Annotated in this window: 20 protein-coding genes; 11 read left to right on the forward strand and 9 right to left on the reverse strand. The window is 35.5% G+C overall.

Going from position 1 to position 20,743, the window contains the following annotated elements:
• The first annotated feature begins 135 nt into the window (after positions 1-135).
• Positions 136-975: a L,D-transpeptidase family protein gene (locus tag ACPWSR_RS08745; RefSeq protein ID WP_426351302.1), complete on the forward strand. Its 840-nt coding sequence runs from the start codon at positions 136-138 to the stop codon at positions 973-975.
• 107 nt (positions 976-1,082) lie between these two features.
• Here the strand turns inward: ACPWSR_RS08745 and ACPWSR_RS08750 are convergent, their stop codons facing one another.
• Positions 1,083-1,748: a nitroreductase family protein gene (locus ACPWSR_RS08750; RefSeq protein ID WP_426351303.1), complete on the reverse strand. Its 666-nt coding sequence runs from the start codon at positions 1,746-1,748 to the stop codon at positions 1,083-1,085.
• A 287-nt stretch (positions 1,749-2,035) separates the two neighbouring features.
• Between ACPWSR_RS08750 and ACPWSR_RS08755 the strand changes: the two genes are divergently transcribed.
• The 3 genes from ACPWSR_RS08755 (at position 2,036) to ACPWSR_RS08765 (ending at position 6,037) form a co-directional block, all read left to right on the forward strand.
• Complete coding sequence (locus ACPWSR_RS08755; protein ID WP_426351304.1) at positions 2,036-3,325, forward strand: MFS transporter; 1,290 nt, start codon at positions 2,036-2,038, stop codon at positions 3,323-3,325.
• The gene (locus tag ACPWSR_RS08760; protein WP_426351305.1) at positions 3,306-5,150 is read left to right on the forward strand and encodes a glycoside hydrolase family 2 protein; all 1,845 of its coding nucleotides are present in this window, start codon (positions 3,306-3,308) and stop codon (positions 5,148-5,150) included. The genes ACPWSR_RS08755 and ACPWSR_RS08760 overlap by 20 nt, the downstream gene beginning before the upstream one ends.
• A 74-nt stretch (positions 5,151-5,224) precedes the next feature.
• Positions 5,225-6,037, forward strand: coding sequence for a Cof-type HAD-IIB family hydrolase (locus ACPWSR_RS08765; protein WP_426351306.1), 813 nt, complete (start codon positions 5,225-5,227; stop codon positions 6,035-6,037).
• 95 nt (positions 6,038-6,132) lie between these two features.
• On the opposite strand, the gene ACPWSR_RS08770 is transcribed toward ACPWSR_RS08765, so the two are convergent.
• From ACPWSR_RS08770 to ACPWSR_RS08795, 6 genes are all read right to left on the reverse strand, one after another.
• Positions 6,133-7,506, reverse strand: a complete 1,374-nt coding sequence (locus tag ACPWSR_RS08770) for a condensation domain-containing protein (RefSeq protein WP_426351307.1) — start codon at positions 7,504-7,506, stop codon at positions 6,133-6,135.
• A gap of 20 nt (positions 7,507-7,526) precedes the next feature.
• Complete coding sequence (locus tag ACPWSR_RS08775; protein WP_426351308.1) at positions 7,527-10,778, reverse strand: FtsX-like permease family protein; 3,252 nt, start codon at positions 10,776-10,778, stop codon at positions 7,527-7,529.
• Position 10,779: 1 nt separating this feature from the next.
• Complete coding sequence (locus ACPWSR_RS08780; RefSeq protein WP_426351309.1) at positions 10,780-11,484, reverse strand: ABC transporter ATP-binding protein; 705 nt, start codon at positions 11,482-11,484, stop codon at positions 10,780-10,782.
• Entirely contained in the window at positions 11,432-11,956 is a 525-nt protein-coding gene (locus ACPWSR_RS08785; RefSeq protein ID WP_426351310.1) for a 4'-phosphopantetheinyl transferase family protein, read from the reverse strand. Before ACPWSR_RS08785 ends, ACPWSR_RS08780 begins: the two co-directional genes overlap by 53 nt.
• Before the next feature lie 71 nt (positions 11,957-12,027).
• Positions 12,028-12,246, reverse strand: a complete 219-nt coding sequence (locus ACPWSR_RS08790; RefSeq protein WP_426351370.1) for an acyl carrier protein — start codon at positions 12,244-12,246, stop codon at positions 12,028-12,030.
• A gap of 1 nt (position 12,247) precedes the next feature.
• Positions 12,248-14,017: an AMP-binding protein gene (locus tag ACPWSR_RS08795; protein ID WP_426351311.1), complete on the reverse strand. Its 1,770-nt coding sequence runs from the start codon at positions 14,015-14,017 to the stop codon at positions 12,248-12,250.
• Positions 14,018-14,172: 155 nt separating this feature from the next.
• Here ACPWSR_RS08795 and ACPWSR_RS08800 point away from each other — a divergent pair, with 155 nt between their 5' ends.
• On the forward strand, positions 14,173-14,556 hold the full coding sequence (locus ACPWSR_RS08800; RefSeq protein ID WP_426351312.1) for a hypothetical protein: 384 nt from the start codon (positions 14,173-14,175) through the stop codon (positions 14,554-14,556).
• A 77-nt stretch (positions 14,557-14,633) separates the two neighbouring features.
• Here the strand turns inward: ACPWSR_RS08800 and ACPWSR_RS08805 are convergent, their stop codons facing one another.
• Positions 14,634-15,206, reverse strand: a complete 573-nt coding sequence (locus tag ACPWSR_RS08805; protein WP_426351313.1) for an ANTAR domain-containing response regulator — start codon at positions 15,204-15,206, stop codon at positions 14,634-14,636.
• Between the two features lie 484 nt (positions 15,207-15,690).
• Between ACPWSR_RS08805 and ACPWSR_RS08810 the strand changes: the two genes are divergently transcribed.
• The 6 genes from ACPWSR_RS08810 to ACPWSR_RS08835 all read left to right on the forward strand — a co-directional run bounded on the left by ACPWSR_RS08810 (position 15,691) and on the right by ACPWSR_RS08835 (position 19,400).
• Positions 15,691-15,891 (forward strand): hypothetical protein, encoded by a 201-nt coding sequence (locus ACPWSR_RS08810; RefSeq protein WP_426351314.1) that lies wholly within the window; start codon positions 15,691-15,693, stop codon positions 15,889-15,891.
• Between the two features lie 146 nt (positions 15,892-16,037).
• Positions 16,038-16,682, forward strand: a complete 645-nt coding sequence (locus tag ACPWSR_RS08815) for a pentapeptide repeat-containing protein (protein ID WP_426351315.1) — start codon at positions 16,038-16,040, stop codon at positions 16,680-16,682.
• Positions 16,683-16,931: 249 nt separating this feature from the next.
• Positions 16,932-17,798: an HAD-IIB family hydrolase gene (locus ACPWSR_RS08820; protein WP_426351316.1), complete on the forward strand. Its 867-nt coding sequence runs from the start codon at positions 16,932-16,934 to the stop codon at positions 17,796-17,798.
• A 273-nt stretch (positions 17,799-18,071) separates the two neighbouring features.
• On the forward strand, positions 18,072-18,272 hold the full coding sequence (locus ACPWSR_RS08825; protein WP_426351317.1) for a cold-shock protein: 201 nt from the start codon (positions 18,072-18,074) through the stop codon (positions 18,270-18,272).
• Positions 18,273-18,679: 407 nt separating this feature from the next.
• Entirely contained in the window at positions 18,680-18,883 is a 204-nt protein-coding gene (locus tag ACPWSR_RS08830; RefSeq protein WP_426351371.1) for a cold-shock protein, read from the forward strand.
• Positions 18,884-19,199: 316 nt separating this feature from the next.
• Positions 19,200-19,400 (forward strand): cold-shock protein, encoded by a 201-nt coding sequence (locus tag ACPWSR_RS08835; RefSeq protein WP_426351318.1) that lies wholly within the window; start codon positions 19,200-19,202, stop codon positions 19,398-19,400.
• A gap of 238 nt (positions 19,401-19,638) precedes the next feature.
• On the opposite strand, the gene ACPWSR_RS08840 is transcribed toward ACPWSR_RS08835, so the two are convergent.
• On the reverse strand, positions 19,639-20,376 hold the full coding sequence (locus tag ACPWSR_RS08840) for a DsbA family oxidoreductase (RefSeq protein ID WP_426351319.1): 738 nt from the start codon (positions 20,374-20,376) through the stop codon (positions 19,639-19,641).
• Positions 20,377-20,743: the final 367 nt, after the last annotated feature.

A 20,743-nucleotide genomic window follows, 5' to 3' on the forward strand; every position in this document is an offset into this window, starting at 1 on the left:
ACCGATGAAATAAAGCCTAATGAATTTAATTTTAAGTGGATTCATTAGGCTTTGTTTATTATTTATGATTCTACAACTGAACTTATAAGGAATGCTCATCATAATATATATAAAAAATACATGAGGAAGGTTAGAATGTTCAATTATCCATATTACAGGGTGACCATAGATAAATATACCTTAGCTAATTTGAATCTACGAGGTGAAAAGTCTCTGGAGGGAAATATTTTGACGGTGATTCCTAAGGGAGAAAGAGTAGAGGTTATGGATATAGATGAGGAGTGGACCAGGGGCTCTTATAAGGGACTTGAAGGCTACTTAAGTACGAGATATCTGTCAGAAAGTAAATTTCCCTGGAGCAACCTTAACCTGAGAGAAGGTAGCAGCACATCTTCTAGAATATTAACCACAATACCAAAGGGAGAAAGGGTAGAGATAATAGAAGAGGGAACGGAGTGGAGCAAGGCTGTATATAACAATCTTACAGGTTATGTGAATAAATATTATCTCTCCGGAGATGGAAATCCACCAGGAGCTCTAAACTATAAGGATTTTTACACAAACATGGATAGCTTTGTTAATAATAACAATATACAAAGCCCCACAGACTATCTCCTTATTACAGACTTGAGAAATAAGCTTACTTATGTTTATAGAAAAAACAATAACAGCTGGCAGCAGCTTTATAAGTGGAGCTCCACTGTGGGTAAGCCTGAGACACCTACCCTTAGAGGCATATTTGATGTTAAAGGAAGAAAGCCAGGCTTTGGTACTGATAGATATTCAGTAAAGCATGCCACAAGGATTATTGGTGGATATTACTATCATTCTATATTATACAATCCTACAGGAAGCTACGTGATAGATGGACGACTGGGTATGGCCTTGAGTCATGGATGTATAAGACTTGCCACTCAAAATGCTAAATGGATATATGATAATGTACCAGATGGAACTACAATAGTAATTTATTAAAATATACAGGGCATTGGAGAATAAGGAAAGCTTAGGACAAAGTATACCTGCCCTAAGCTTTTTTTATTTATATTAATCATATTAGTCTTGAGTTTTCTCTAAAGGAGCTAGGACCATTCAAAATTCTTTAAGCCTGCTCCCAGTTCAAAATGATATTTTGCGATGCCCAGATCTATTTTGCTGCAGAAGCCTAGGCCTGCAGTAGCAGAGACTTTGTTTCCCTGTAAAGTAAAATGAAACTTCTGCTGATTAATAGCGGTGGGGGCCAGAAGTGCTGCTTCCATGCCCTTTCTAAACCAATCAGGCATTGGACCAGTTACCTTACTTACCTTATCAATGGATTTAGATTTATGTGGTACGCCCTGGTTTTTTCCATAGCCAATAGCAATTACGCAGCAGAGCTTCTCACCTTCTTTAATGTTGAAGACGGTCTTTTTCTTGCTGTAGGTAGCTGCTACCCAACAGGTGTTAAGGCCCAAGGTCTGGGCATAAAGAACAATCTTTTCACCATAATAACCACAGCTCTCATCTAAGCTAGAATCCTTTTTACCTACAAGAGCAATATAATTCTTAACGCCAGATAACATTCCGTAGTGAGCCGTAAATCCACTGAAGGCCTGGGGTTCATCGAGGACAAGCTGCAAGTGAAGACCGCTTTCTTTATTACAGCTATCAATAAATTTCATAAGCTCTTCTTTTATAGTTCCCTCAATTCTTTTGTCCTCATAAGAACGGACTGAATGCCTCTTTTCCATTGCTTCTAAAAGCTCCATAATCTAATCCTCCCAATAATATCTTCATATAACAATCACCATTTAAATTATAACACAGTAGGTTTATTTGTATAATATTTACCATTTCATATCTAATCTATATTAGATAATTAGTTGTATTTTATAGCATACATACTTTTATTTTTATGTCATTTCTAAATAAATGGATAAATATGATTTCGAAATTTTCCTTTAAAATGATACAATTATCATGGATTTATCCTCTTAATTGGTTAATTATGGGATTGGTGTTATAATTAATTATATTTAATTCGGAGGATATACCTATGAGAGAAGAGAATAAGCAGGTGACAAAAATTGGCGCTAGAAATTGGTTTGTATTAGTGATTTTAGGACTGGCAGGGCAGCTGGCCTGGAATGTAGAGAATTCCTGGTTTAATACCTTTGTATACGATACCCTTACAAGGGATCCCAAGCCTATTGCTTGGATGGTTGCCATAAGTGCTATTACAGCTACCTTAACTACTTTATTTATGGGAGCTTACAGCGATAGAATTGGAAAGAGAAAGCCCTTTATTATAATTGGCTATATCCTCTGGGGTATTTCCACTATTTTATTTCCTACCACTGCTTATATAAAAAATATTAATCTTGCAGTGGCTTTAGTGATAATTGCTGATGGCATAATGACCTTTTTTGGTTCAACAGCTTATGATGCTGCCTATAATGCATGGACAACAGACATCTCTGATGAGAGTAACAGAGGAAGGATTTCAGGAGTAATAACAATTTTACCTCTCTTAGCCACTATAATAGGAGCTGGACTTTCAGGAATGATCATCGATGAGTTCGGTTATTACTATTTCTTTTACGCCCTAGGTGCTCTAGTATCAATTATAGGAATAGTAGGAGCCTTTATACTTAAAGAGCCTTCAAATAAAGTTAAGGATTATAAAAATGGAGAGGTGGGTCTTCTTAAGGGGATTATAGGAGCATTTTCGCCTAAAAGTATAAGAGCTAATAAGGAGCTTTATTTGGTTCTTATTACCCTTGCACTATACAGTATCAGCGTCCAGGTATTTATACCCTATCAAATGATATACATCAATAATTATTTAGCCTACTCTAAAGGAGATGCAGGAATAATATCAGCAGCAGCCTTAATTATAGCCATGATATTTGCATATCCTGCAGGGATCCTTACAGATAAAGGACATGGCTTAAAGCTTGCTATAGCAGCGCCAATAATTTCTTTTATTGGTTTTATGGGCTTCTCTTTCTCAAGAGGTTTCTTTATAGTAATATTTTTCTCAGTTATTATATATATTGGGTATGTAATTTTTATTCTTACCACAGGAGCCTGGGTCAAGAACCTTATACCAGGGGGAAGTCGTGGCCTTTATGAGGGAGTGAGAATGATATTTAGCGTGGCCATTCCTATGATTATTGGACCTAATATAGGGTCTCAGCTAATCTTATCCTATGGAAATGATGGAGTGCCTACGCCAATAATTGTACAAGTGGCTGGAGCTATTGGACTTTTAGCCTTATTACCTTTAATATATATACATTTTAGCAGAAGAGGTGGAAGCATAGATGAAAAAGCAAAAGGATAAAGCTAGCTGGAGTATAGTGGAGGGAGATATTATAACTTCCTGGGGAAAAAAGCTTAACATAGATGAGGTTCTCCCAGAATACCCTAGACCACAGGGGGTTAGGGAGCAGTGGCTTAATTTAAATGGATTGTGGGAATATGCTGTTATTCCTATGGGGGATGAAGAGCCTAAAGATTACCAGGGCGATATATTAGTTCCTTTTCCTATTGAGTCTGCTCTTTCAGGAGTAAAGAGGGCCCTCCTTCCAGAAGAAAATCTTTGGTATAGAAGAGCTTTTACAATTCCAGAGCGCTGGAAGGGTAAGAGAATTCTCCTGAATTTTGGAGCGGTGGATTGGAAGGCAGAGGTCTTTGTTAACAACTCATCGATAGGTAGTCATACAGGAGGTTACTATCCTTTTACCTTCGACATAACAGATTATTTAAAGGAAGAAGAAAACATCCTTGTGGTAAAGGTATGGGACCCTACAGATAGCTATGGACAGGAGCGAGGCAAGCAAGTATTAAAGCCAAAAGGGATTTATTACACTCCTATTTCAGGAATATGGCAGACTGTATGGTTGGAGCCCGTTGGAGAGGCCTATATAGAGAGGATAAAGCTAACTCCCTATATTGATAAGGCTACATTAGAGCTGGAGACCTTTGTTAATAGTAACACTAGTGAAGCTGAATTTAATATAAAGGTGGAGGTATTATCTCCTGATTTATTTGTAGATAAAGAAATTCACTGGGAGGGAAGTCCTATTTTATCCTTGGAGGGCAAGGCAGATAAAGCTAATGAAATAGCTATACCTGAGCCTGTGCTCTGGACTCCAGACACTCCATATCTATATCCAATTATCATCACTCTTTACAAGGGGGATGAACTATTAGACCAATTGAAAAGCTATTTTGCCATGAGGAGCTTTGGTATTTCTACAGATGAAAATAATGTTTTAAGATTTATGATAAATAACAAGCCTGTATTTCACAATGGGGTACTGGACCAGGGCTACTGGCCAGATGGGCTTTATACAGCTCCTTCTGATGAAGCCTTATTATATGATATTAAGCTTACAAAGGACTTAGGGTTTAATACCAGTAGAAAGCATATAAAGGTAGAGCCCTTAAGATGGTATTATCACTGTGATAGGATAGGACTCATTGTTTGGCAGGATATGATTAATGGAGGCTGCTCCATGAAGCTCATAAAGCATGGCATATTAACTAATTTCTTTGGTATAACCTCAAGAAAGGATAATAATTATAAGGCTGCAGAAAGAGATAGCGCAGAAAATCGGGAAAACTATAAAAAAGAGCTGAAGGAAATGATAGATACCTTATATAATGTCCCTTCTATTGCAGTTTGGGTACCCTTTAATGAAGATTGGGGCCAGTTTGATGCCAATGAAACAGCCTTATGGGTGAAGGAATATGACCCTACGAGAACCGTAGACCATGCCAGTGGTTGGATGGATCAAGGAGGGGGAGAGGTTAAGAGCCTCCATGTTTACTTCAAAAAGCTTTCCATTCCTAAGAAAAAGGACGATAGAGTAATTGCCATAACAGAATACGGTGGCTATACCCTTTTTGAAGAAGGACATGTGTGGAGAAGAGATAAGGAATTTGGCTACAAGAGCTATAAATCCAGAGAAGCTCTTCAGGAGGCTTATATAAGTCTTATAGAGGAGCAGCTGAAGCCTCTGATTTCACAAGGCTTATCTGGAGCGATTTACACTCAGCTCACCGACGTAGAAACGGAGATAAACGGCTTTGTAACATACGATAGAGAAGTTATAAAGGTGAGTAAGGACAAAGTTATGAAAATAAATGATATAATATTATAAAACTCCCATAGGACACCATTGAAGCCACTAGATGAATTTATGGGGAAAAAATACTTAAGGAGTCGATGAACTATATGGATAAAATTAAGTTGATAGCCGTAGATATGGATGGAACCTTTTTAAGAAGTGGCATGGTTTATGATAGAGTGAGATTCAAAAGATTATACGAGAAAATGAAGGAAAGAAATATTAAATTTGTTGTTGCCAGTGGTAATCAGTATTATCAGCTAAAATCCTTCTTTGATGAGTTCCAGGAGGAGCTCACCTATGTGGCAGAGAATGGAGCTTTGATAATAGAAGAAGGAAAAGAGCTTTTTTCAACTAGTATTCCTAGGGAACATGTTTTTAAAGTTGTAGAAACCCTAGAAGGACATGAGAAGGTAGATGTTGCAATCTGCGGTAAAAGCTCTGCTTATATTCTAGAGGGTGATGAGAAGTTTTATGAAACAGTAAAGCCTTATTATCACAGGCTCCAGGTGGTTAAGGATTTTAATGAGGTAGAGGATCAATTCCTTAAGCTTGCTACAGAGACCCTACCTTCTGAAGCACTGAGAATTGTAAAGGAGCTTAAAGAGGCAGTAGGTACATACCTGGAACCTGTCCATAGCGGCCACGGCTCCGTAGATCTCATTGTCCCTGGAGTAAATAAAGGAACAGGAATCAAGCTTCTTCAAGAAAGATGGGGAATTGATTCTTCAGAAATCATGGCCTTCGGAGATAGCCCCAATGATATAGAAATGCTTAAGGTTGTAAAGTACAGCTACGCCATGGCAAATGCCAGCGACAGCGTAAAAAAGGTAGCCTCCTACAGAACTCTCTCCAATGACCAGGATGGTGTTCTAGCAGTAATAGAGGATTATCTATACAATAACAAGCTGCCACAATAGAATAGTGCGTAAAAGTAAACAATAGAATAAAGACAAGATAAAGAGGATACCTTGATGAGTAGAGTTCAGGGTATCCTCCTTTTTATAGGGTTATATCATAGTTCTATTTCTAAGAGCTCTTTTATAGTGATTTCTTTATTGCTTATCCCTTTTTCTATGATTCTTTCCATATAGCTGTGAAGCTTCTCTAAGGTTTCCCTTTTAACCTGTGATATCTGATGCTCATAATAGAATCTCAGGGCCCCAGAACCATCATCATCCATAATGGTGAGATAGAATATATTAGGTGCTCCTCCATTAGGATACCATTTAGTATGAAGCTTGGTTCCATTAGTTCCTTTAAGGGGTATGGGTTGAAAGGTTATTGAGCCGGTAGAATAACCAAACCTGGGATCTAAATTATATACTTTGTTAGTTATATCAATAACTTCTAAAGGATCAATAGTAGAATGCCGGTATACACTGCTCTGTTTATCTGTTATGATATCTAAAGCCTCCATAAAGGTGATATCCTCCGCAATATTGGTCCTTAAAGGTAGAAAAAATACCTTGCTCCCCCCGCAGTTCTTTTCTGCCAGGGCAGATCTTCGGGCTAATACTGTGTAGAATAATACATCGCTTTCATTTGTATTGGCTTTTGATAAATAGGTTCTAAAAGCCAGCATAACTAAAGCCTGAAGAGATATTTTATTATTCACACTAAAATCCTTCATCCTATCCACAAGCTCTTTAGAAAATAATTTTACTAAATGTTCACCCTTAGTACGGAGAGTTAGGATATTTGCGGCGCGAAAGTTAGATTTTTTTAATTTCTTTCTACTTTTCTCCAAAGCTCCTCTTCCATTGATGCTTGTGAATATTGGTTCATTATCTGGAGTGAATTCCTTTTCCCAGTAGGCTCTATCCTTTAAATATTGAGGAGTATTTTTGTAATTTAGATCCTGTTCCAGTATAGGCTTATAGGGGTATGGAGCCTTGGGCAACTCTTCTCCTTTTTTAAGAGCCTCATAAACTGAGATTACATCCTTAAAGAATACGCATATACCCCAGGAATCGATTATTAGATGGCTTATAACAAAAAATAGTCCTGATTTTCCATAGCAATTTTTAACTAGATAGGCCCTTGAAAGAGGCCTGTCAAAATAGGTTATACGTTTTGATGCAAGCTTGCGAAAGGTTTTATCTATCTCTTCTTCTGACTTGCCATTCATATCTAGATCATAAAGCTCAGGGGACTCTGAATCCATAAAGTATTGTTTTATTTCCTTACCATCCTTAGTTAAACGAATACGGAGGCTGTCCATTCTTTCGTAGCCCTTAAGAAGGGCTTTAGTAAATAAGTCCATGTCCAGCTCTTCTTCCATAAGAATTAACATTGGGATGTTATTTATCTGTTTGTGAAGGGTGAATTTTTGACTGTAGTAAAGGATGTTTTGAGAAGCTGTTAAAGCATATAGCTGTCTTTCCATTTTATTCTCCTTTATATAGGTTACTCTATAGACTTTAGTGATTCTACCATTGGAATATTTATTAGTCTTTTATACATTACTATATTTACTATTAATGAGAAAATAATCGTGATTAAGAAGGAATATAAAAAGCTTATGGGTTTTATATAATTACCGAACATAATGCCATCCTGTTCTAGGGAAACCATGATGTATTTGTGAAGGAATATCCCTAAAACTAATCCTATGGTTGCTCCCATAAGAGACAGTATTATATTTTCTCTGTATACATAGGAGGAAACCTCCCTATTATAAAAGCCCAGCACCTTTATAGTAGCTATTTCTCTTATACGCTCTCCTATATTTATATTTGTAAGGTTATATAGGACTACAAAGGCTAGGAGACCTGCACAGAGGATGATTACATATACTATAGCATCAAGACTTTTAATTTGATTCTTAAATTCTGATGCTACACTGCTATAAAAGGTTACGGAGGCTACCCCAGGATTTTTTATTAGCTTTCGACCTATTTCATTTTCTATTTCTGGTGAGGTTTCTATAAGCTTTACTAATAGGCTGTTATTTTCCTTGGGGAGCCTGAAGATTTCCTTATAGGCTTCCTTGGACATATAAGCATAATGATATACATAGTTTTCTGTGATTGCCGATACCTCTACCTTCTTTTTTAAGCCATCTTTATTATCCAATTCTATGGAATCGCCAACCTTAACCTTAAGCTCCTTTGAAAGCTTCTCTGATATTATAATTCCTTTATTACTAAGGGGAAGGGTATCACTGCTGCTTCTATCTCTTAAAATAATATAATCATTGAAGTCTTCCTTGCTATCAGGAATTATTAGAGTTACAGCGATATCCTTTCCACCAGAATTCATGGAGGCATTAATCTGTGCACATTCTGAGTAGGATTTAAAGTAATTGCTCTTCTCAAGAGAGGATAAGGCATCTTCTTTATCTTCTTTAGAAGCATCAGCTGCATATCTTATATTCAGATTATAATTAAATATTTCTTTATACTGCTTATTAACAATCTGTCCTATGGAGTTGCTTAAGCCAAAGCCTGAAAGGAGAAGAGCAGCACAGCCAGCTATTCCAGTGAGTGTCATATATAATCTCTTTTTATATCTAAATAGATTTCTAGCGGTAACCTTTTGTGAGAAGCTTAAATGTTCCCATAGGAAGTCTATTTTTTCTAGGAGTATTTTCTTCCCGGCCTTTGGAGATTTAGGTCTTAGAAGCATTGCAGGCAGCTCCTTAAGCTCCTTATAGCATGCTCCAAAGGAAGCTAGAGTAGTAACCAGTATCCCCATAAATAAGCTTATAGTCATTAATACAGGCTGGATTACATGATCTAGGTTTGGAAGGGTATACATCATGGAATAGGCGTTGAAGATAACATCTGGGAAGATACGTCTTCCTATAATTATTCCAAGAGTACCGCCTAGAGAGCTTGCCAGGGCAGCATACATTATATACTTTAAAGCTATAGAGGAGCTGCTGTAGCCTAAGGCTTTATAGGTACCTATGTTGATTCTCTGTTCATCTATCATTCTAGTCATGGTAGTAAGGCAAACAAGAGCAGCCACCAAGAAGAAGAATACAGGAAAAACATTTGCAATGGAATCTATTCTTTCAGAGGTAAGCTTAAAATCCATATATCCATAGTTTGAGGTTCTGTCTAAGACATACCACTGAGGCTTAGAAATCCTTTCTAGCTCATTTTCTCCACGGATTATGGCTTCGTTCCCTTCGCTGAGCTTTTGTTCTCCCTCAAGCTTTTTTTCTTCAAAGAGTTTTTTTGCTGCATCGTATTCCTTCCATCCATTTTCTAAATCCTTTTCTGCCTTGGCAAACTTCGAAGCTGCCTCCCTTTTTGAGGAAGCCAATTCTCTTTTTGCCTTTTCTAATTCTGCTTTACTTTCATCCAGTGTTCTTCTTGCTCTATCCAGCTCGGATTTTGCTCTTACTGGCTGATTTTGTAGGTATGAGTTTAATTCATTAGCAGTATTTAGTTCCTCATCTAAGGTTCCCATAAGAGACTTATAGGAGTTCATAAGCTGCTGTCTCTCAGCTCGTTCTTCTTCTGTGAGATTAGGGTCATTTAATTGTTTTTCTAAATCATTTATCTGATTCTGAGCACTGGCTCTCATTGAGTTTATTTGGCCTATGGTTCTGTTAAGGTCTTCTAAATCCTTTCCGTACTTTGCCATAGTTTCGTTATATTCCGTAAGCGCTGAGGCATATTGAGCCTCTCCTTCAGTAAGGCTTTTTTCACCTTCTTTAATTGCTTTTTCTGCAGCAGCAATATTGACTTTATAATTTTCCTTTTCTTCCTTAAGGGTTGATTCTCCCTGAACAAGCTTTGTGTAGGCGGAGTTTAAGTCTTCTTCTCCTTTTTTAATCTCTTCATCATATAGCTGTTTTTCTTTATTATATTGATCTCTTGCTTCTTGAAGCTTTTTATTAATTTCATCTTTAATTTCATTAAGACGGATGGCGCTTCTATCTACTCCTAGGTTTTCTAAGGAAGATTGAATCTTTTCCACTGTATTTTCGTACTCTTTTTTGTAAGTATTCAGCTCCTTTGCACCTTCTACTGTAATCAAAGCCTCTGTGTATACGGGGTACTTAAAATCCTCTTCTGGAATCATCATATATAAGTTGACTCTACCGCTTCCTATATCAGAAGACCCTTTTTCATAGGATAGATAGTTGGGACTTAGGGTTTTGCCTACTATAGTAAAGGTATCTCTTTTTAATGCCTCCTCAGTAATTGGAATATCCTTTCCTGAATTAAGCTTAAGAGTATCACCAATTTCTAAACCAAGATCCATAGCAGTAGATTCTTCTATGATACATTCACCACTTTTTGAAGGAGCTTTTCCCTCTAGAAGATTAATTTCATTGATATAGCCTTTTTCATTATTACTAGAGACAGAAGAGGGAAGGCTGTGAAGTCTAAATACAATTTCTGCTGAATTGACCATGCTTATAGCATCTACAAAGAAGCCGCCCTGAGCCTTTTCTACACCATCTGTTTTTGATATTTCTTCTATATCATCCTCTGATAAGCCCAAAGTAGATAGAATTCTGATATCCATTAGATTATATTTGTCATAATATTTATCTGCAGAATGCTTCATATCGGGAGCGGCTGCTTTTATTCCTGAAAAGAAGGAGACTCCTATTAAAACTATGGTAAATATAGATAGAAATCTTCCCATGGAATGTCTTATTTCCCTTAAAAAGTCCTTAAATAGCATTTTGCTCATATTACCAGCTCACCTTCTCTACATCCATAGGTGATGGATTGATAGTAACAGAGTCAACCTTGCCACTTTTTACTTTTATAACACGGTTTCCTATGGAGGTGAGAGCAAGGTTATGGGTGATTATTACAATTGTCATACCTGTCTTTTTTCCTGTATCCTGAAGCAGCTTCAGAATAGCTTTTCCTGTTTCATAATCTAAAGCTCCGGTAGGCTCATCGCATAAAAGTAGCTTAGGATTTTTTGCTAAGGCTCTTGCAATGGCAACTCTCTGCTGCTCACCACCAGACAGCTGCGATGGAAAGTTATTTTTTCTAGGAGTAAGTCCTACATCCTCAATAACCTGGTTTACATCTAGAGGAGCCTTACTCACCTGAGTAGCCAGCTCAACATTTTCTATAGCTGTTAGATTTTGAACGAGATTATAAAACTGAAAAACGAAGCCAACATCATAGCGTCTGTAGCTGATTAAATCCTTTTGATTGTAGGAGCTGATAGATCCATTATCAACAGTAATTTTTCCTGAGGTTGGGGAGTCCATTCCTCCCAAGATGTTTAATATTGTACTTTTTCCGGCACCACTGGCGCCAGCGATAATCACAAGCTCTCCTTTATTGATGGAAAAATCTATTCCACCTAAGGCTTCGATTTCCACTTCACCCATTGAATATATCTTTCTTACATTGGTAAATTCTATGAAGTTTTCCATAATTTATTGCCTTTCCGACCCCATAGCAGCATGCGGTCACATAATTACTGTTATCTTCTAACAGGATAAAATTGCATTTTGCTTTATTTGAATCTATTAAACTGGGGTTGAGTTTAAAAATTACCTTTTTCATAGGATAGCTCATACCAAGTCCTATGGCTTTTACATAGCTTTCTTTAAGAGTCCATAAGCGAAAAAACTCTTTATTGGGATTCATTGAGTTCTTTATATAATCAGCTTCTTCTTTTGAAAAACATCTTTGCAAGGAGTAGGGAGAGTATTCCCTTATAGCTTCAATATCTATTCCTATAGGAGCTACAGCAGAAATAGCTACAGCAATAGCGGAGCTGCAGTGACTGATATTGAAGTGAATACGTGGATGGTTCTTAAGGCTTGGCTTGTACCATGAGTTATAGTGCAAGTCTCCATTTCTAAGTATAATATCTTCTTCATTAATAAGTGCATATCGCAAAAGTCTGTAGGAAAGGATGTGTAGGTCATTAGCTGTATATTCACTATGATTATCAAGGTGCAGAATATAAATTATTGCAGCTTTTTTATCAGATATTCCTGAACATCCTTCACTGTTTCCAATTTTCTTAGGTCCCGGTCTGGTATTTCAATTCCAAGGTTGTCTTCAAATTTTCCTATAATATTTGCAAAATCATAAGAATTTAAATTTAAGTCTGTTATAAAATTGGTTTCCTCAGTGATTTTTTCTTCATCTATGTCCACAAATTCTATAATGGTTTTTCTAATCATGCTAAGCACTCACAAAATCCTCCTTTCTTAAGAGTTGTCTCTTTATTTTTTTTGTAGTAGTTTTTTCAAACTCTTTATGACTTATAAAGATATTATTGATTCTTTTGTAAGGGGAAAGATGTTTATTAAGCCTTTTTATATCCTCTTTGGTTTTAAATATCAATTGTTCATAGCCCGCAGCTTCTATATCCTCGGGATGGAAGTAGATATAAGCATTTATAGTTTTTTCTTTTGAGTCGTAGGATGTGCTTACTATAACCTCCTTAACATAAGATATGTTATTGCATATATATTCCTCTAACTCTTCAGGATATACATTTTTTCCGTTATCTAATATTATTAAATTTTTAGTTCGGCCGGTTATATATAAGAAACCATCCTTATCTAGGTAGCCAATATCACCAGTAATAAACCAACCATCCGCTGTAAAACTCATCCTTGTGCTTTCCTCATCCTTATAATAGCCAAGCATTACATTATCTCCTTTGACCTGAATTGAACCGTTGCCGTCTTTATTAGGTTCAGCGATTCTTACTTTACAGGTTGGTACTATATAACCTACGGAGCCTATCTTTTTCCAGGCAGAGCAGTTAGCAGCAACTAGGGGTGCACATTCTGATATTCCATAACCATTGACAACATTGATTCCAAGGCTATCAAAGGTAGCTACTAGCTCTGATCTTAAAGGAGCGCCTCCGCAGACTATTTGTTCTAAATTGCCACCAAAAGCTTGAAGTATAGGCTTGAAGAATAATTTTCTTTTGTCTATATAGAATTTTCTTATTAGGTTACTAAACCATATACCATACTTTAAATGACGGGTAAGATTTGCTTCTGATGACTGTTTCCATATCATTTTATCCATGGACTCGATAAATAAAGGAACCATGATTGAAAAATTAGGTTTGAACAGCAAAAGGTTCTTTTTTAAGTTTTTTAAACTATCATTAAAGCAAACGGTCAATCCACAATATATGCCACCAAGAATGTGACAGGAGCACTCGTAAGAGTGGCTTAGGGGAAGAACGGAGATGCTTACTGCGCCAGGCTTGATAAGATGAAAGGCACCATATACCACGGTGATTATATTTTTATGGGAGAGCATAACTCCCTTATTAGCTCCAGTAGTACCAGAGGTGAATATAATCTCTGCAAGGGCTTCAACATCAATGGGAGCTCCTAAATAATTACGATTTCCTTGAGCAAGCAGCTGTTGTCCATAGAAAATCAGATCTCTCATATTGTAGTAGGAGTAATCACCACTTCCTTGTGTGAGTAGATCGTGTCTATGAAGAATAAAATCTCTTTCTATATTGTAAGAGGAATTTTCAGGTGCTTGTCCCATAATGATAGAGGTCTCTAGGCTTGGACACTTAGATAATAAATACTCAAGAGAATCACTATAGGTACTGGAGCAGATAATTGCAGTGGTATCACTTTTCTGTATCAGCAGTGCTATCTCCTCGTAAGTGAGTTCCTTATCCAATGGTATTACTACGCCGACTCCATTTATAACAGATAGATAACTAATCACCCAGCTGTAAGAATTCTCTCCTAAAAGAGCTATATGCTTTCCTTCAAGACCCAAATCTAATAGAGCAGTACCAAAGGCCTCCATATCTTTTTCTAGTTCAATAAAGCTATACTCGAGAACCTTTTTTTTAGGGCCAATTTCCTTATAGGCAACTCTATCACCATAGAGATCCGAAGCTCTTTTTACAAGAGTTCTAATATCTCTCAATTTTTCTGCTTGATATAGTTTTCTTTTCAAGATATTTCTCCTTTCCATAAACATATTTAATTAATGTAATTGAGTTAAGAGCTAATACTATTAATACACCTGGAATATGATATTTTAGAACTTTATTTATAATTCTTTTGTGGTAGAATATTAATATAATTAATACGTTGATTATGGAGGAGAATATGGGGAACATTAAGGGAACAGTAACCGTTATCTATGATAATTACAATAACGTTTTAATAATTCAGAGAGGAAAAAAATCTTCTGTAGAATGGAGCCTTGTAGGGAAAGAGCTTAAAGGGAAGGAGACTCCTGAGAAATGCATCAGCAAAGCTGTTGAAAAGGATTTAGACTGCACCATCTTCGACTTGAAGGAAATGGGAGAATACAACGTTGCTGGTTATAGCGAAGGTTCAGTTTTAGCCTATTCAGGAATGATAAGACAAACGATAGTGCCTCATAAAACCATCGGAGGCGCCAAGTGGATAGGCAAAAAGGATTTAGACAATCATGAGTTTGCCGAAGGAATCAAGAAAGTACTCGAGGACTTTTTTGCCAGCAGATAGAAGATAGCTTGTCATATGGGATCTTTAATAAAAAATAAGCGAGAACTTCCTGTTTAGGAGGTTCTTTTTTCTGTGATTTAATGCTTTCCATATATAGTGATGATATCTTCGGCAGTTTCCTCTAGGCTCTGCCTCATATCCATAGATCTCTTTTGGAGAAACTTATGAGCCTCCTCTTCATTAAAGGTGAAATGCTCCATTAAGATAAGCTTAGCCCGAAAGACTAGCTGTAAATCTTGCAGCTTTTTCTGCATTTTAACATTTTCCTTTTTAAGCTTTAATAATCTCTTGTTCATGGCTATACCTGATTCTATTCCATGGGCCAGAGAAGATGGCTTAAGTGGGCTATTAAGGATTACAACTCCTTCCTCCTGAAGCTTTAATACAGATTCCTTAGATGCTTGTACCTTTAATATTACAATAATACCAGAGATGGTGGACTCTGATAGAAAAAGAGCAAGGCCTTCTACAGTATCATCTATGAGAGGAGCGCTTATAAGGATAAGCTGATAGCTGTTCTTTAATATTTTGATTTTAGCCTCTTCTCCTGTAGAGGCTGTATTTACAGTCATAGAAGTTTTTGAAAGGATTAATTCCTCAAGAACTTTTATATTATTTTCAGAGCCTGACACAATGAGAATCGATTCCATGGCTACACTCTCCCACATTTCTAAGATAATATTATATAAAACATACTATTAAATACTTAAAGCAAATAACAAATCAAGCAAACTAGGTTTTTGAGAAAATATATAATAATTATACTATTTACTCCTGGGTTTGTAAGTTCATATAAATGATTTTGTATATAATTTAAAATTTCATATATTGTTTTTGTAGAATAGTTATCCGATTAAAATACATACATTGTTTTATAGAATAGTAATTCAATTAAAGTTTTATATGTTGTTTTTGTCGTATAGCAATCCGAATATTTACTACAATTTTTATTGACGAATTTCCTTTAACTGTATATAATACTAATATAGCAAAGGCGCTATGAACTCTAAGGGTTCGTAGCGTCTTTTTTTTATTTATATAATGGAATATATGCGGTTAAATCATCCTCTGCAGCCCACTAAGGCGCAGAGAAAAGACTGCTTAGGTTGTGGGACCTAAGCAGTCTTTTTTTATATGAAATACTTTGACTTTTTAATTGCTATGATAAGGATTATTGAGCTTAGACCTAAAATGAGCTATGTTGCTCGTTTTGTAGATGGTTTTCTTATTTTAAATGTTATTAGGATTATTTTTGTAAATAAGATGGAATTTACTTTTATATATAGTAAAATGGAGCTAAGAGTTAGGAGACAAGAAATAAGAGGCAAAAATTAAGGTCTAAGAATTAAAGACAAAGAACGAGGGACAAGCATTAGTACAGGTACAAGTATAAGGCTAAAAAATATGAAAAAGGTTAAGTATTGATAAAAAACATAAGGGAGGAGAGGAAGTCTTACAGATGAAGACTTCAATATAAGCTTATGAAAGAGAAGATAAAAATTGAAAAACCTAAAATATTTGATGAGCTAGAGCCTATAGCTAATATCGAGGAATTATTATTGAGGGAGGAAAAGATTCAGAATAAGCTTGTGGAAAATTCCACTATTAATAATCTGAGAATGGAAAGTGTTATTTTGGACTCCTGTGTATTCAGAAAGGTTACCTTTGTAAATTGTGATTTTTCTAAGGCTGATATTTTAGATTGTAGATTTGAAGGCTGTGATCTTTCTAATATTATATTAGCTGGAGGAAGCATTCATAGAAGTGAGTTTATTAACAGTAAGCTTTTAGGTGCATCGCTAGAGGATAGCAGTATTAAGGATGTACTTTTCCAAGAGATTGGGGCTAAATATATTAACTTTTCTAGCTCTAAGATAAAGACAATGGTTATTAAAGATAGTGATCTTCAGGGAGCTGTATTCCAGGAAGTAAGGAGAGGAAAAGTATTTTTCCAGAATGTCAACTTATCTAATGGATACTTTAATAAAACCTCGTTAAATAAAATAGATTTAACCACCAGTGATATCAGTGGTATAGATGTTGAAATAGAAGGTCTCGAGGGGGCAGAGGTTACTGCTTTTCAGGCCCTAGAACTTACAAGGCTCATGGGACTTGTAGTGAAGTAAAAAAACATAGCATCAGCTCAAAAACAACTGAGCTGATGCTATGTTTATAATAAATCTAATTTAATGCACGCCTGTCCATGCGAACACTTTCTCATGTCTATGGTGCCATCCACCTGACCCGTTTCAACTAAAGTTGACAATAACTAGATATATGGAAATAATATAAATAATGATACCTTACATATTATTGTTTATATTAAGGATAGATGATTTTGACTACTAAAAATAAGTATGCTTTGGAGGATTGATATGAAATATAGTAAATACTTAATACTTAGTGATTATGATGGAACTCTTTCTAGGGAAGGGCTTATACTTCCGGAAAGAGAAAAGGAAGCTATAAATGAATTTGTTTCCCAGGGAGGGACCTTTGCTGTTGCTACAGGAAGGGGTTTTAGGGAAATAGGAGGTGTTTTTGAGGATACACCTATAAATGCCCCTTCAATACTATGGAATGGAGCATTGGTGATGGATATTAAGAATAAGAAGCTGATTAAGTCCTATCCCTTAGAAGGAGACGTGAAGGGGATGCTCAGGGATATAGAAGAGAGTTTTCCTGATACAATTATCCAGGTTCAGTGTATGAGTGAAGATTTTACCGTGTATTTTGGAGATTGTGAGGATGAGCTTAGAGAAGGCTTAAAGCAATTTAGTGATATTGGAGTTAATGCTGAGGATCATTTTATAGATTTCTTTAAGACCTTAACAAATAAGCTTGTAACCCTTGAGGAGATTAATGAGCCCATATATAAGTTTCTTATTGTTGGTGGGATAGATAGGATGAAGGAGCTTAAAGAGTATCTCCTTGAAAAGTATGACTCCTTAGGTTATCTTATAGTTTCTTCAGCTCCCTTTAATGTAGAGGTGAATTCTCTACAGGCTAGTAAGGGGCAGGCAGGAGATTTTTTGAAAAAGGAATATTTTAAGGATAGAGAATATACTGTAATAGCATTAGGGGATGGGGAAAATGATATAGATGCTCTGAAACGGGCAGACTACTCCTTTGCAGCAAACAACGCCTCGAATGAGATTAAGGCTGCGGCTGACTATGTATTAAAGGAAAATTTAGGTGTTATAAGGCAGGTTTTAAATTTTATTGATTCTAGCCTAAGATAGAATAAATGTTGGTATTTTACTGAAGTGGCTATTATATAAAAATACCCCTTATAAAGGTTGTTTTGGAATACATACAAAGAAATAATAATTATTTCCTAAAAAAGCTTGCTATATTGAAAAATCCATGGTATAGTTATCACATCGCTTAAATGATAGTAAATAATTAAATTGCATAACTTTTTGTTAGTACTGTTTCACGTGCTGTTTTATCAAAGAAGTTTATTAGTTTTTACGAGTAGTTTAAGGAAATAAAAATTTCGGAGGTACAGTTATATGAACGGTACAGTAAAATGGTTTAATGCAGAAAAAGGTTATGGATTTATCACAGGAGAAGATGGAAAGGACGTTTTTGCTCACTTTTCACAGATCCAATCAAATGGCTTTAAGTCTCTTGAAGAAGGTCAGGAAGTAACTTTTGAAGTTGCTCAAGGACAAAAAGGACTTCAAGCTGAGAACATTCAAACCGTTAGATAGTAAATAACATACCCTCAAGGTTTACCTTGAGGGTTTTTTATTTTGTATTTTTAATGTTCTTACGAAAAAGGTGAGAATATACAGTTACTTCAGTAATTATAAGGTAGGTTATGACTCTATTGCTTATAACTTAATTTTAGATATGTACTAGGAATTTGATCAAATGGATGTTATTGTTAAAGAGACCTTTGAGAGGGTCTTTTGGAAGAAATATAAAAAATAATAATTATTTTTCAAAAAAAGCTTGCTAAGTTCTGTAATACGTGGTATATTATATACATCGCTTAAATGATGTAATAATTAAACAAAGCAACTTTTTGTTAGTACTGTTTCATGTGCTGTTATATCAAAGAAGTTTGTTAGTTTTTACGAGTAGTTTAAGGAAATAAAATTTCGGAGGTACAGTTATTATGAACGGTACAGTAAAATGGTTTAATGCAGAAAAAGGTTATGGATTTATTACAGGAGAAGATGGAAAGGACGTTTTCGCTCACTTTTCACAGATCCAATCAAATGGTTTCAAGTCTCTTGAAGAAGGCCAGAAGGTAACTTTTGAAGTTGCTCAAGGACAAAAAGGACTTCAAGCTGAGAACATTCAAGCAGTTAGATAGTAAATGACATACCCTCAAGGTTTACCTTGAGGGTTTTTATTTTGTCTTTTTAAGAAAAAGTTGTTGAATATGCTGTTGAAAGATAGTCCTTATAAAGGCATATTTGGAATATATGCAAAAAAATAATAATTATTCCCTATATAAAGCTTGCTAAATTAAAGAATTTATGGTATAGTTAATACATCGCTTAAATGATAGTAAATAATTAAATTAAGTAACTTTTTGTTGGTACTGCTTCATGTGCTGTTATATCAAAGAAGTTTGCTAGTTTTTACGAGTAGTTTAAGGAAATAAAAAATTTCGGAGGTACAGTTATATGAACGGTACAGTAAAATGGTTTAATGCAGAAAAAGGTTATGGATTTATTACAGGAGAAGATGGAAAGGACGTTTTCGCTCACTTTTCACAGATCCAAGCTAATGGATTCAAGTCTCTTGAAGAAGGTCAGGAAGTAACTTTTGAAGTTGCTCAAGGACAAAAAGGACTTCAAGCTGAAAACATTCAAATCGCTAGATAGTAAATAACATACTCCTCAAGGTTTTCCTTGAGGAGTTTTTATTTGCATTTTTTTAAGCACTTTTATGAGGCTGCTGAGATTACTGTCTTTAAATTATTTTTGCTATATAGATAGTGTAGTAAATAAAATTATAAAAGTTAAATAATAAAAACTAAAGCCGAGTTATTATAAATATCAACTCAGCTTTTTTTATATTCATAAATATTTGGCTAACCTAAACTAGCTGTAAGGATAGTTTTTAGTTATCATCATCCAATACTAGTCTACATACTCCATCCTCGCAGACAACACCTGGAGGGGCCTTTTTGATTTCTTTAGCATCTAAGGAAGTTGCAGTAATTTCCTCGTTGTTCCAGATAGCGTTCATTGTATCCAGAAAGGTATCTATTGTATAGTCTCCTGATACTGAGGTGGTATCGTTAAATAAGAAAAATGGTACATAATCTAAGTCGATAGAATCGGCTTTTTTCTGATCCTCAAATACTTCATTGCTGAAAGCATCACTTTCTAGAATCTTCTTGGCCTCGGATCTATTTAAGCCTGCTTCCTCTGCAAGATATAATAATACCTCGTGGTTGCTTATATCTAAGCCTTCGATAAATTGTGCTTTAAATATTCTTTCAGTTAACTTATCCATTTTATCTATAGTCTTAGCATACTGACTTAAGCGGTGAGCATCAAAGGTATTGTTGGAAGTGAGATTTTCGGCCTTATAGTCAAGCCCAACAGAATTTGCTCTATCTATAATAGGCTGCTTTCTTTTTGCTACTTCCTCTCTGCTCATGTTGTATTTTTCTGCAAGCTCTCCTATAGGATCAAGTGACCTTCCTTTAGGGGCATTATGGTTAAGCTCAAAGCTTCTGTATGTAACTTCCACATCTTCACTATGATCAAATTTCTTTAGAGCTTCTTGAAACATCCTTTTGCCTATGTAGCAATAAGGACAAACAAAATCGGTCCAGATTTCAACTTTCATGATATTCCTCCTTAAATAATTCCTATTAGCGATTTATTTGTTTAATTCTTTTTTATTGTATTTAGGTATATATCTATATTATATGCTTAAAGATAATAATAATCAAATAATAATAACTCTTTAACAACTTGGAAATATTAAGGTTACATTTAAAGGGGCTTAGTTATTAAAAGTATCCAGGGAAATTTTTAGAATATCTAATATAGAAGTATCACAGAGTAGGGCTGATTTACAGCTTTACTTTTTTTGTGCTTAGAAGTGGGAAATGTTCGTGAATGTTCGTGAAAGGAATGAAAAACTTTAAAAAATCATATAAAATAAGAGAAAATACCGTATAATTCGCAAGGTAACAACGTAAAATTATTGA

This window comes from Alloiococcus sp. CFN-8, from assembly GCF_049943125.1.
Lineage (GTDB): Bacteria > Bacillota > Clostridia > Clostridiales > Clostridiaceae > JAEXZL01.

Coding starts and splice junctions, on each gene's coding strand:
- ACPWSR_RS08840 (WP_426351319.1), bottom strand. CDS start 20,376: ATGAAAGTTGAAATCTGGACCGATTTTGTTTGTCCTTATTGCTACATA.
- ACPWSR_RS08800 (WP_426351312.1), top strand. CDS start 14,173: ATGGGGAACATTAAGGGAACAGTAACCGTTATCTATGATAATTACAAT.
- ACPWSR_RS08810 (WP_426351314.1), top strand. CDS start 15,691: ATGAAATACTTTGACTTTTTAATTGCTATGATAAGGATTATTGAGCTT.
- ACPWSR_RS08815 (WP_426351315.1), top strand. CDS start 16,038: ATGAAAGAGAAGATAAAAATTGAAAAACCTAAAATATTTGATGAGCTA.
- ACPWSR_RS08835 (WP_426351318.1), top strand. CDS start 19,200: ATGAACGGTACAGTAAAATGGTTTAATGCAGAAAAAGGTTATGGATTT.
- ACPWSR_RS08825 (WP_426351317.1), top strand. CDS start 18,072: ATGAACGGTACAGTAAAATGGTTTAATGCAGAAAAAGGTTATGGATTT.
- ACPWSR_RS08750 (WP_426351303.1), bottom strand. CDS start 1,748: ATGGAGCTTTTAGAAGCAATGGAAAAGAGGCATTCAGTCCGTTCTTAT.
- ACPWSR_RS08770 (WP_426351307.1), bottom strand. CDS start 7,506: ATGGAAAGACAGCTATATGCTTTAACAGCTTCTCAAAACATCCTTTAC.
- ACPWSR_RS08775 (WP_426351308.1), bottom strand. CDS start 10,778: ATGAGCAAAATGCTATTTAAGGACTTTTTAAGGGAAATAAGACATTCC.
- ACPWSR_RS08790 (WP_426351370.1), bottom strand. CDS start 12,246: ATGATTAGAAAAACCATTATAGAATTTGTGGACATAGATGAAGAAAAA.
- ACPWSR_RS08765 (WP_426351306.1), top strand. CDS start 5,225: ATGGATAAAATTAAGTTGATAGCCGTAGATATGGATGGAACCTTTTTA.
- ACPWSR_RS08755 (WP_426351304.1), top strand. CDS start 2,036: ATGAGAGAAGAGAATAAGCAGGTGACAAAAATTGGCGCTAGAAATTGG.
- ACPWSR_RS08760 (WP_426351305.1), top strand. CDS start 3,306: ATGAAAAAGCAAAAGGATAAAGCTAGCTGGAGTATAGTGGAGGGAGAT.
- ACPWSR_RS08820 (WP_426351316.1), top strand. CDS start 16,932: ATGAAATATAGTAAATACTTAATACTTAGTGATTATGATGGAACTCTT.
- ACPWSR_RS08745 (WP_426351302.1), top strand. CDS start 136: ATGTTCAATTATCCATATTACAGGGTGACCATAGATAAATATACCTTA.
- ACPWSR_RS08805 (WP_426351313.1), bottom strand. CDS start 15,206: ATGGAATCGATTCTCATTGTGTCAGGCTCTGAAAATAATATAAAAGTT.
- ACPWSR_RS08780 (WP_426351309.1), bottom strand. CDS start 11,484: ATGGAAAACTTCATAGAATTTACCAATGTAAGAAAGATATATTCAATG.